This is a genomic window from Paenibacillus ginsengihumi DSM 21568 (genome assembly GCF_000380965.1).
GTDB lineage: Bacteria > Bacillota > Bacilli > Paenibacillales > NBRC-103111 > Paenibacillus_G > Paenibacillus_G ginsengihumi.
This window is the reverse complement of the sequence record NZ_KB905590.1, coordinates 14078-25938: the sequence shown is the minus strand read 5'-3', so window position 1 is coordinate 25938 and position 11861 is coordinate 14078. Positions and strand designations below refer to the sequence as shown.

General features: G+C 57.9%; 11 protein-coding genes. 10 read left to right on the top strand and 1 reads right to left on the bottom strand.

The genetic code is table 11. The features are described 5' to 3' along the window. Window positions 1–12: 12 nt before the first annotated feature. Window positions 13–897: a flavin monoamine oxidase family protein gene (locus F591_RS30610; RefSeq protein WP_083935547.1), complete on the top strand. Its 885-nt coding sequence runs from the start codon at window positions 13–15 to the stop codon at window positions 895–897. Here F591_RS30610 and F591_RS0118775 read toward each other — a convergent pair. Next, entirely contained in the window at window positions 875–1780 is a 906-nt protein-coding gene (locus F591_RS0118775; RefSeq protein WP_019536162.1) for a LysR family transcriptional regulator, read from the bottom strand. The genes F591_RS30610 and F591_RS0118775 overlap by 23 nt on opposite strands. Window positions 1781–1920: 140 nt before the next feature. On the opposite strand from F591_RS0118775, the gene F591_RS0118770 reads away from it, so the two are divergent. From F591_RS0118770 to F591_RS0118730, 9 genes are read left to right on the top strand one after another with little or no spacing between them, the layout of a single operon-like run. After that, on the top strand, window positions 1921–3165 hold the full coding sequence (locus F591_RS0118770) for a CaiB/BaiF CoA transferase family protein (protein WP_019536161.1): 1245 nt from the start codon (window positions 1921–1923) through the stop codon (window positions 3163–3165). Beyond that, a complete protein-coding gene (locus F591_RS0118765; RefSeq protein WP_019536160.1) occupies window positions 3162–4061 on the top strand; it encodes a hydroxymethylglutaryl-CoA lyase in 900 nt (299 codons plus the stop codon). Before F591_RS0118770 ends, F591_RS0118765 begins: the two co-directional genes overlap by 4 nt. A 25-nt stretch (window positions 4062–4086) precedes the next feature. Then, a complete protein-coding gene (locus F591_RS0118760; protein WP_019536159.1) occupies window positions 4087–5814 on the top strand; it encodes a CocE/NonD family hydrolase in 1728 nt (575 codons plus the stop codon). Continuing rightward, the gene (locus tag F591_RS0118755; RefSeq protein WP_019536158.1) at window positions 5801–6991 is read left to right on the top strand and encodes an acetyl-CoA C-acetyltransferase; all 1191 of its coding nucleotides are present in this window, start codon (window positions 5801–5803) and stop codon (window positions 6989–6991) included. Before F591_RS0118760 ends, F591_RS0118755 begins: the two co-directional genes overlap by 14 nt. A 28-nt stretch (window positions 6992–7019) precedes the next feature. Then, window positions 7020–7706, top strand: a complete 687-nt coding sequence (locus tag F591_RS0118750) for a CoA transferase subunit A (protein WP_019536157.1) — start codon at window positions 7020–7022, stop codon at window positions 7704–7706. Between the two features lie 14 nt (window positions 7707–7720). After that, window positions 7721–8389, top strand: a complete 669-nt coding sequence (locus tag F591_RS0118745) for a 3-oxoacid CoA-transferase subunit B (RefSeq protein ID WP_019536156.1) — start codon at window positions 7721–7723, stop codon at window positions 8387–8389. 26 nt (window positions 8390–8415) lie between these two features. Beyond that, entirely contained in the window at window positions 8416–9987 is a 1572-nt protein-coding gene (locus F591_RS0118740; RefSeq protein ID WP_245581078.1) for an ABC transporter substrate-binding protein, read from the top strand. Beyond that, window positions 9984–10928: an ABC transporter permease gene (locus tag F591_RS0118735; protein ID WP_019536154.1), complete on the top strand. Its 945-nt coding sequence runs from the start codon at window positions 9984–9986 to the stop codon at window positions 10926–10928. The genes F591_RS0118740 and F591_RS0118735 overlap by 4 nt, the downstream gene beginning before the upstream one ends. A 14-nt stretch (window positions 10929–10942) precedes the next feature. Then, entirely contained in the window at window positions 10943–11857 is a 915-nt protein-coding gene (locus tag F591_RS0118730; protein ID WP_019536153.1) for an ABC transporter permease, read from the top strand. Window positions 11858–11861: the final 4 nt, after the last annotated feature.

Below are 11861 nucleotides of genomic sequence, written 5' to 3'. Positions count from 1 at the left end.
TGATATCTAGAAATAGTAAGCAGTTATCATTCGGAGTTATTCAATCTGCATCCCAAGAATTTAAGCAGCAAAGCCGTACTAATATCCAGCAGGGGATATAAATCAAACAAAAGCGAGCTTACCCATCAAGCCTCCGGTCCATTAAATCGTATCATTTCGTATTTGGAGAAGATCTCCTCGTCCCAGATCGTTGTTAACGAACCGATCAGGCAAGTGATAGAAACCGAGAACGGGTATACCCTGCGATCAGATACGAATAAGTATACATCTCGCGCAGTCATCATGGCGATTCCGCCAACCGTTGCGAGCCGATTGACTTTTAGCGAAGGCTTGAAGGGACGTTTCCATCAAGCTTTCAACAGTTATACCGACGGAGCGACGATAAAAATAACTTGGGTATATCCCAAAGCGTTCTGGCATGAATACCTTCTCGAAGGCGCGACCAAGCGAGTAAAGGGCGTTATCTTTACGGATCCAATGGGGATTACCGTAGTCGATTCGTCGAAAATCCATGAGGAAAGCCGCTTGACGATGTTTATTGGGGCGGATACGGCGAAACAGCTGGCAAAAGAGAATAAAGAAAGAAGGATCGCTTTCGCCATCAAGCTTTTGGAGAATGTTTTTGGAGAAGAGGCACATCATTATTCGGATATGGAAGAAAGCGTATGGGTGGACGATCCGTACTGCGGCGGCGGATACAGCGCTAAAATTCATTATACCGGATTGTATGATGCGGCTGATTTGCTCAGACAACCGTATCAAAAGGTTATATTCGCAAGCAGCGAAATATCGCAGGCGTTTCCTCATTTTATGGAAGGCGCCGTGCGATCGGGCCAATACGCCGCTCGCTGTATATTAGAAAAATTGAATAAACCTACTTCCCCTGAGCCTCAATGACACTCCTCAGCACCTTAATAAACTCCTGCGCCGCCTTCGAGACATGCTTGCTTTTGAGGCGGATCCAGCCGAACGAAAGCGTCAGATCGTTATCTTTGATATCCAGCAGAATGATGTCCCCTGACAGCACGTAGGGGTCCTTTTTGATGGAGAAATCCGGGTAAAATCCGATGGCGACGCCTTCGGCGATCAATTTTTTGGCCGCTTCCGTATAGCCGATGGTCAGCAGCACATTCAGCCGATCGGTCTTCAGCAGCTTCTTCAAATATTCCTCCTGCCGGTAATTGGGCTTGAACGTGATGATCGGTTCCTCGGCAATCGCTTCGGCGGGCATCGGGTTGTACAGAGGAACGGGAGAATGCTTGCCGATGCAAACCATATACGTCCCGGTCAGCAAGCGGTGAAACTCGATCCGGTTGTCCAGGAGGTCCCACGGCTGGGAGGAAATGAGGCCTAAATCCGCACGCCCCGTGATGACGTCCTGTATAATCTGCTTCGTACCGTCCTCGTTCACTTCGAGGCGGACATGCGGGTGCTTTTTCTTGTAAATGGACAGGACGTCGCTCAGGAAGGCATTGCACATGCTCGGAATGGCCGCGATGTGCAGACTTCCGGTTAACGAATGGGATTCGGCGCGGGCTTCGTCGTAAATGTCCTGAATCAGGTTCAAGGTGCTCTGCGCTTTCTTCAGCAAGGCTTGTCCCGTCTTGGTCAGCTGCACGCCGGAGCGCGAGCGCTCGAACAGCCTGACATTCAATTCTTTCTCCAGATCGCCGATCGCCTGGCTGATGCTCGGCTGGGAAATATGCAGCTGTTTGGCGGCAAGCGAGAACGATTGATGCTTGGCCACTTCCACGAAGTATTGAAGCTGCTCGATTCTCATGCGTTTCGCTCCTTTGTATAGGCAGTGCCTATGCTAATATTAACATTCCGTATTTTACTTCGGCAATATTTATATTTATGATGAGGATATATCGCTTTTAGACAACATCAATACTTGCAGAAGCAGGTGATCGTCAGAATATGGGACCGCTTTCAGGGATAAAAGTGATCGAAATCGCCCATTGGCTTGTAGCGCCTTACTGCGCCAACATGTTATCGGATCTGGGCGCCGAGGTGATAAAAATCGAGCCGCTTTCGGGAGATCAGGTGCGCAGCTCGGGAAGCTATTTTAAAGACGGGGAAAGCTATCTGTTTGCCGCTTACAATCATGGCAAGCAGTCGATTTCCTTGAATCTGAAAGATCCCGACGGACTGAGCGTCGCGCGGGATTTGTGCCGCAAGGCAGACGTCGTGCTGGAAAATTACCGCCCGGGCACATGCGACAGGCTCGGGCTCGGGTACGACAGCCTGCAGCGGCTGAACCCCGCTCTCGTCTACTGCTCGATTTCCGCCTTCGGCGATACGCCGGGGTACGCGCAGCGGCCGGGGATGGACCCGATCGTCCAGGGGATGGGCGGAGCGATGAGCGTAACCGGCGAGCCCGGAGGCAAACCGGTGCTCGTAGGCATCCCGGTTGCCGACAATTCGACGGCTTATCTCGCCTTCGGGGCGATCTGCGGCGCGCTGCTCGAACGGGAGCGGACAGGGCGGGGCCAGCGCATTCAGCTGAACCTGATCGATACGATGGTGTTCAATCTTTCCACGCGGTTCGGACAGTACGTCGCTTCCGGGCAGTCGCCTTCGGCTATGGGCAGCCAGCATGCCGAGGTCGTGCCGTACCAGGCGTTCCCGACGTCGGACGGCTGGCTCATGGCGGGAGCCCAGAGCGATCCGGCGTGGTCGGCGTTCTGCACGGCGATCGGCAGGCCGGATTTGATCGATCATCCGGATTATCGCACCAATCCGCTGCGCGTCAAGCACAGAAGCCGGCTCTCCGAGCTGCTGAACGGCGTCTTCGCTCAAAAGCCGACGGAGGAATGGTGCGCGATTTTGACTGAGCATAATGTGCTTCACGGCCCGATCTGGAATATCGGGGAGCTGGTGAACAGCGATTTGATTCGCGATCACGGCATCATCGAGCAGGTCGACCATGCCGTGTTCGGGAAATTGCCGGTCATCCGGACGCCCATTGCCTACTCGGCCAGCCGTGTGAAAGTTCAAGGGCCGCCTCCGCTGCTGGGAGAGCACAGCGTCGATATTTTGCGCAAGCTTGGCCGGACGGAGGAAGAGATCGCCGATTTGATCGCGCGCAAGGTCGTCTATGCCAAGCCGGATCAGAGCGGGACCGCAGGCTATGCGCGACAGGCGGGAGGGAGCGGCGCATGACATGGCCGGAGCAAGTCCAGATAAGGGAAGTCGGCCCCCGGGACGGCTTGCAGAATGAAGCTAGGTTCATTCCGACGGCATCGAAAATCGAATGGATCAATCAATTGTCGGCGGCCGGATTTCGTTATATCGAGGTCACTTCCTTCGTCAGTCCGAAATGGATCCCGCAGCTGTCCGATGCGGCTGTGGTCGCGGCAAGCATCGAGAGGGCGCAGGGCGTTGCTTATGCCGCGCTCGTTCCGAACCTTCGCGGGCTGGAGCAAGCGGTGGAAGCGAAGATCGACGAGGTTGCTGTCTTTATGTCCGCGAGCGAAACGCACAATCGGAAAAACATCAACAAGCCGATAGCGGATACGTTTCCGGTGCTTAGCGAGGTAGTACGCGAAGCGGGGAGCGCCGGCAAAACGGTCAGAGGCTATGTGTCGACCGTATTCGGTTGTCCGTACGAAGGAAAGGTGGAGCTTGAGCAGGTGATCCGCGTTGCCGATAAGCTGCTTGAGATGGGCGTCGGCGAAATATCGCTCGGCGATACGATCGGGGCGGCGAATCCAAGGCAGGTGCAAACAACGCTTGAAGCTCTGCTCAAGCGATATCCGGCGGAAAAGCTTGCGCTGCATTTCCACGATACGAGAGGGACGGCGCTGGCCAACATCGTTGTTTCGATGGAAATGGGGATTGCCCGCTTCGACGCGTCCGTCGGCGGATTGGGGGGCTGTCCCTACGCCCCGGGAGCTTCCGGAAACGCGGCGACGGAAGATGTCGTATACTGCCTGCGCGAAATGGGCATCGAGACGGGCATCGATTTCGGCAAGCTGCTGTCGGCGGCGAAGTATATTCAGGAAAAAACGGGACGAACGCTCCCCAGCCGCAACCTGCAGGCCTATTTTGCGGTTTAGGAAATAAAGACAGGAGGTGTCGGCCTTGGAAAACGATTTGCTGGAGCAGTTGGAAAGCGGGCTGCCGGAGGCGACATGCGAAGCGGGAACAGGCATGACCGAAATGGTCAGAATGCGCGACGGCGTTCTCCTGTTCACTAGGGTGTTTTTTCCTCAAGGAGAGGGGCCGTGGCCGGCGATTTTGATCCGCTCTCCGTACCCCGGACTGCTCGCTAACCTCGAAGCGACGGCCGTCGCATGGTCGAAGCGCGGATACGCGGCCGTCGTGCAGGATTGCCGGGGAACCGGGAAGTCGGAAGGCGAATGGGTGCCGTTCGTCAACGAAGGCGGCGACGGGCTCGACACGATCGAATGGTTGAAGCGCCAAGGCTGGATGAACGGGCGGATCGGCACGTACGGGCATTCCTATTTGAGCGCCGTCCAATGGGCCATGGCGGATCGCGTTCCTCCGGAAGTCAAGGCGATGTGCATTTCCGGCTTCACCACGGAACGGTACCGCCAAAATTACATGAACGGCATGTTTCGCCACGATATCTACACCGGCTGGGCGATCGGCAATTCCGGCGTGAAGGACGCCCCCGCTCAAGGGCTGTTTCAGAGAGCGATGCAGATCAAGCCGCACATCGAGATGGACCGCGAATTGTTCGGCGTGGAGCTTCCCTGGTATCGGCAGTGGATCACCAACGTCAGCCCGGAGGACGATTACTGGCGAAGCGGATTTTGGGCCGAGCTGAAAGAAATTCCGAAGCGCCTTCGAACGCCGGTTCTGATGCTGGACGGGTGGTTCGATCAGCATCTCGACGGCATGGTCAAAGATTTCGGCAAGCTGCCGGAAGCTGTCCGCAGGAGCAGCCGATTGATTCTCGGCCCCTGGACGCATGCGCTGGCTCCCGACGGAGACCTGGATTATCCGAATCACGACCGCGTCCGTCTGCTGAAGGAAGCGCTGCTCTGGTTCAACCACCATTTGAAAGGGGAGCCTTATCCCGGCCCGCTGGGGGAGCTACAAGCCTACGTGATCCGGGATGGAGCCTGGAGGACTTGGCCCGGATCGCTCCCTGCGGAGAAAACGCATCGCTTTTTTCTTGATATGGACGAAGAGAGCGAAACGTTGGCATTGCAACCATCGGCGCCCTCCGGCTCGGGGAAAGCGACTTATATCTACGATCCCAGCTACCCCGTTCCGACCAAGGGAGGCGCGGCTCTGCTGCGTTATCTCGGAGGCGAGGCGGATGCGGCCAAAGCGGCCAGCGTCATCCAGGAGCCGCCGGGATATCGCGACGATGTGCTCTCCTTCGTATCCGCGCCGCTGGAGGAGGACCTGCGCATTGCCGGCAATATGATGATCCGCTTAAGCGTCAGCAGCGATGCGGAAGATACCGCTTTTACGGCCAATGTCATGGAGGTGCTTCCGGACGGGATGGCCTACAACATCCGGGACGGCATTGCCAGCTTGGCCTACCGTGGCGGAGCGGCGCGTCCCGTGCCGTATCGGCCGCACGATATCGTCCAACTCGACATCGAATGCTGGCCGATCGCGTGGACGATGAGGCGGGGCTCCCGGCTCCGCGTCGACATATCGTCGTCGAACTTCCCGGCCTATCACGCGCATCCGAACATTGCCGGACCGTGGGCCTTGCTGAAGGAGGTCAGGTTCGCCGAGCAGTCGGTGCATTGCGGAGGCTCCTGCCCATCCTATATCGAAATCCCGGTCGTTGACGAAAAGGAGGAGGTCTTGGATGCAGATAGATGATGTCGTGATCGTCAGCGCCGCAAGAACGCCGATCGGAAGCTTCGGCGGCGCGTTCAAAGAGCTGTCCGCCGTGCAGCTCGGCGCCATCGCCATCGAGGCCGCAGTGAACCGCGCCGGGCTCGAACCGGACAGCGTCGATGAGGTGATCATGGGGAATGTCCTGCAGGCCGGACTCGGGCAGAACCCGGCCCGGCAAGCGGCGATGGCCGCCGGTTTGCCGCAGGACATACCGGCAGCGACGGTCAACCAGGTGTGCGGCTCCGGCTTGAAAGCGGTTCAGCTGGCCTGGCAGTCGATCCGCTCCGGGGAAAGCGAGATTGTCGTCGCCGGAGGCATGGAGAGCATGACGCGCGCTCCCTATTTGCTGACAGGGGCGCGGGCCGGCTACAGGATGGGCGATCAAAGCCTTGTAGACAGCATGATTCGCGACGGCTTATGGTGCGCATTCAACGATTATCACATGGGAATGACCGCGGAAAATGTGTGCGGACGGTATGCGCTCACCAGGGAGATGCTGGACCGCTTTGCGTACGAGAGCCAGCGGAAAGCGGCGGCGGCCCGGGCTGCGGGGAAATTCGACGAAGAAATCGTTCCCGTCGATGTTCCCCAGCGCAAGGGGGCGACAATCCGCATGGAAGCGGACGAGTATCCTCGTCCCGACACAAGTCTGGAAGCGCTTGCGAAGCTTAAGCCGGCGTTCAAGAAGGACGGCATGGTCACCGCAGGCAACGCCTCCGGCCTGAACGACGGCGCCGCGGCGCTGGTTGTGGCGAGCGGGCGCAAGGCCGCGGCGCTGGGGCTGACGCCGCTCGCCGTCATCCGTTCGCACGGAACGGCCGGCATCGATCCGGCGGTCATGGGCCTCGGCCCGATCCCGGCCACCGAGCAGGCGCTGAAGAAGGCGGGGCTCGCTGCGGCCGATCTCGGGCTCGTCGAGGCGAATGAGGCGTTTGCCTCCCAGTCGCTCGCTTTTGCCGGCCATTTTGACTTCCATTCGGACATTGTTAATGTCAATGGCGGCGCCATTGCGCTGGGCCACCCGATCGGAGCGAGCGGTGCCCGCATTCTCGTCACGTTGCTGCATGAAATGCGCCGCCGCGGCGATGTGCGTTACGGACTGGCCGCGCTCTGTATAGGCGGCGGTCAAGGCATTGCAACGATTATCGAGCAGGCCTAAAGCTTGCCGAAAGGAGGCGCTTAACATAATGAAGCCCGTTTTTGACTCTTACGCGGATGCCGTTCAAGAGATTCGGGACGGAGCGACCCTGATGGTCGGGGGATTCGGTCTCGTTGGCATTCCGGAAAATCTGATCATGGCGTTGGCGGAGAAAGGCGTCAAGAATTTGACGGTTATTTCGAACAATTGCGGCGTCGACGACTGGGGGCTCGGACTGCTGCTGCGCAACAGGCAGATCCGGAAGATGATCGCTTCCTATGTCGGGGAAAATAAAGAATTCGAACGCCAAGTGCTTTCGGGCGAGCTGGAAGTGGAGCTTCTGCCGCAGGGGACGCTGGCTGAGAAAATCCGCGCGGGAGGAGCGGGAATTCCGGCCTTCTTCACCCCGGCGGGCGTCGGCACGCAGGCAGAGGAAGGGCGGGAAATACGCCGCTTCGGCGGCAAGGACTATTTGCTGGAAGAGGCGCTGACCGCCGATTTCAGCCTGATTCGCGCCGCAAGGGCGGATACGATGGGCAATCTGGTGTACAACAAGACCGCGCGCAATTTCAATCCGATGATGGCCGCCGCCGGCCGGGTGACGATCGCGGAGGCGGAGGAGCTGGTCGCTCCGGGCGAGCTGGACCCGGAGTCCATTCATACGCCCGGCATTTACGTACAGTCCTTAATCGTCGGCAAGCAGCGCAAACGCATCGAAAAACTGACAACCCGTTAGGAGGGGGGGCGCAAATGAGCGACGGGAAAACGTCCGTACGGGAGCGAATCGCCAGACGTGCGGAAAAAGAAATCAAATCCGGCGACTATGTCAACTTGGGCATCGGCATGCCGACCTTGGTCGCCGGCTGCATCTCGGCCGGCAAGCGGGTCGTCCTGCATTCGGAGAACGGCCTGCTCGGCATCGGGCCGTATCCTTCACCGGAGGAGGTCGATCCCGATCTGATCAATGCCGGCAAAGAAACGGTAACGGCCATCGCCGGGGCGGCCTATTTCAGCAGCGCCGAATCGTTCGCCATGATTCGCGGGGGACACATCGATCTGGCTATCCTGGGGGGAATGGAGGTGTCCACGTCGGGGGATTTGGCGAATTGGATGATTCCCGGCAAGATGATCAAAGGGATGGGCGGGGCGATGGATCTGGTGCACGGGGCGAAGCGGGTTGTCGTCGTCATGGACCACGTCAGCAAGGAAGGGCGGCCCAAAATATTGGAAAGCTGCACGCTGCCGTTGACCGGCAAGCGGGTCGTGAACCGGATCATCACCGATCTTGCCGTCATCGATGTAACGCCCGAAGGTTTGAGGCTGGCGGAGGTTGCCGGCGGTTATACCGTAAGCGATGTCCAAGGGGCAACCGGGGCCAGCCTCATGATCGACGAGCGCGTTTTGTTGGAAGCATATTGAATAAGGATATCGGGGAGGGGCAGCAATTGAAAGCGAATAAGACTATCACCTTCGTCTTGTCTCTTGTGCTCGGGTTATCTTTTGTCTTATATGGCTGCAGCGACCAGACCGGCGGCTCCGGGCAAAGCGACGGCAAAAAAGAAAGCGTATTCAGAGTAGCGCTCGGGACGAATCCGAAAATACTCGGCTATCCGGCCGAGGTGACCAATAACGGCCCGCTGCCGTTCCTGGACCCGGCCCTGCAGCAGCTTGCCAGGTTCGACGAGAAGGGGAATCTGGTGCCGCTGCTCGCGGAAAGCTGGGAAACGGATGCAGCGGCCAAAACGATCACCTTCAAGCTGAGGAAGGGCGTCAAATACAGCGACGATACGAGCTTTGACGCGGAGTCGGCGAAATGGAACATCGAAAGATACATTGAAAACAAAAGAAGCGAAACGAACAACATCGCCTCGATGGACGTGGTGGACGAACATACGCTTCGTCTCAACCTGAAAGAATGGAACTCGAGCACGCTGCAGGCGGTCGCCTTTTTTGTGCGGTACATTTCTCCGACAGCGTTCCAAGCCCACGACAAGGAATGGGCCTATAAAAACCCGGTCGGCACCGGACCGTATGTGCTCGATCAATGGCAGATCAACGTATCCGTCAGCTATGCCAAGAACCCGAATTACTGGGAATCCGGCAAGCCCCAGGTCGACCGCATCGAGATGCTGATCATCGAGGATGCGCAAACCGCCGCGTCGGCCCTGAGAGCCGGGGAGGTCGACGCCATCCGCGCAAGCAATATCGATATCGCCAAGGAGCTGATCGACTCCGGGCAGTACGATGTAGTCGTGCACAAGAACGGGATCGGAGCGGTCGGCACCGGCATCATTCCGGACAGCGTAACCAAGGGGTCGCCTTTCGCCGACGTGAAGGTCCGCCAAGCGCTGGCCTACGCCATCGACGAGAAAACGATAGCCGAAACGTTCGGCAAAGGATATTACGTGACGACGAACCAGTGGGGCTCTCCCGACGCCAATACGTACAACCCGGATGTCGTCGGTTATCCTTACAATCCGGACAAAGCGAAGCAGCTTCTCGCCGAAGCCGGATATCCCGGCGGCTTCAAGACCAAATTGTTTTCCGGCGCCGGGACGAAAGATATGTTTACCGCCGTCCAAAGCTATTTGGCCGCGGTCGGCATCGATGCCGAGCTGATCGTCGTCGATGAGGCGAAGGTGCAGGATCTGTACTTCAATACGTGGGAAGGCGGGTTAATGGGCCACTTCCATTCCGTGCAGCCGGATCTGGGGCTCTATATGTACCGGCATCTCGATCCGAACGGAGCCTTCTACGCCAAGGGCATTCCGCATCCCGAGGACGTGCTGGAGCTGCTGAGGCAGAACCAGCAGGCGCCAAGCGATGAGGTGAAGAAGGAGACGTCCATGCAGATTCAGAAGCTCGTGTACGATAAGTACAATATTTTCGGCAAGCCGCTCTTCATTCCGTCGACGATCTATCTCAAGCAAAAAAAGGTGAAGGACGACGGCTTCGGCATCACGCATAACGACAGCTGGACTCCGGGGAACGTTCGCTTGGAGGGGAATCTCGAATGACGTTATTTATCGTGCGGCGCTTCGTCCAGACGGCGGTTGTTCTGCTCATTGTGACGCTGCTCGTGTTCATGATCATGAGGTCCATGCCGGGCGATCCTGTCGTTATGTTTTTAGGCCCTGACGCTTCGCAGGAGCAGATCGATCACTATACGGCCGTCTTCGGACTCGATCAGCCGCTTGCGGTGCAGTACATGAAGTGGCTTGGCAATATCGCCACGGGGGAGTTCGGCAAGTCCATCGTGTACCGGCAAGACATCGGTCCGTTTATTTTGGAACGGCTGAAGGTGACGCTGACGATCGCGATTCCGGCTTTTCTCATTTCGGTCGTTGCCGGGGTGCTGCTCGGCGTGACGGCTGCCGTCCGGCGCGGGCGGCTGCTCGATTCGCTCATCACCGTGATGGCCAATCTGGGGATGGCGACGCCGATTTTTTGGCTCAGCATTTTGTGCGTGTATATCTTCAGCCTGAAATTGGGGTGGCTGCCGGTTCAAGGCTTCACGTGGCCGACGGAAAATTTCTCCCTCGCCGTCCAAAAGATGATCATGCCTGTGCTGCTCTTGTCGCTCGGACCGCTGGCCTCCTATGCGAGGCAGGCGCGCTCGGCCATGCTGGAGGTGATCCGGCAGGATTATATTCGGACAGGACGCTCCAAGGGGCTCGGCGAGAGGACGATCATTTTCAAGCATGCGCTGCGCAATGCCTTGATCCCGATCATTACGCTAATGGGCCTGCAGCTCGGCCACCTGATCGGCGGCTCGGTATTGATCGAGCAGGTGTTTGTCATTCCCGGCATGGGCAATATGCTGATTACGGCGATTTTGAATAAAGATTACCAGCTCGTCCAAACCGGCGTCTTCGTGATCGCGGCAAGCGTATCGTTGTGCAATTTGCTCGTCGATATCGCTTACGGATATGTCGATCCGAGAATACGGATCAGTTGAAAAGGGGGAACAGCATGCAGATTGAAGCCAAACCGATTCATAACGCGGCCGCGCCGGAGGAAGCCGCCTTCAGCCCTCCCGAGACGAAAGCGTATGTACGCTTTTGGAGGACGCTGCTGGCGAGAAAGATCGTCGTCGCCGGCCTGGCCGTACTGGTGCTGGCAGTGCTGGCGGCGATTTTCGCCCCTTTGCTGGCTCCTTACGATCCGGTCGCGCAAAACTTGTCCAATTCGCTGCAGCCTCCGTCCTCCGAGCATTGGCTGGGCACGGATAAGCTGGGAAGAGACGTTCTTTCCCGCGTTATCTATGGCGCGCGCGTGTCGCTGGCGGTCGGGTTCGTCTCGGTGGCGATCGCCGGCAGCATCGGCATGCTGCTCGGTTTGATCGCAGGGTATGCCGGAGGATGGATCGAGAGCGTCGTCATGCGCTGCATGGATGTGATGATGTCCATTCCGCTGATTATTTTGGCGCTGTTTATCGGCAGCGTGCTGGGCAAAGGGCTCGGCAACGTGATGCTGGCCATCGGGATCGGCATGATTCCGACCTATGCGCGGCTGACCCGCGGGCAAGTGAAAAGCATCAAGCAGCTGGATTACGTCACGGCAGGCACGCTGGGCGGCGCAAGCAAGCTGAAAAACGCCTTCGTTCATATTTTGCCGAACTGCATCTCCCCGAATATCGTGCTGATGACGATGAACCTCGGATCGGCCATCCTGATCGAGGCGGCGCTCAGCTTTCTGGGGCTCGGCATCAATCCGCCGATGGCCTCCTGGGGGGCCATGGTAAGCGACGGCTACAACCATCTTCGCACCTTGCCGCTGTTATCGATCGCCCCGGGCGTCGTCATTATGATCGTCGTGCTGGCCTTCAACATTGTCGGCGATGCCCTGCGGGATACGCTGGATCCGAGACTGCGCGGTTCGCTGTAAACAA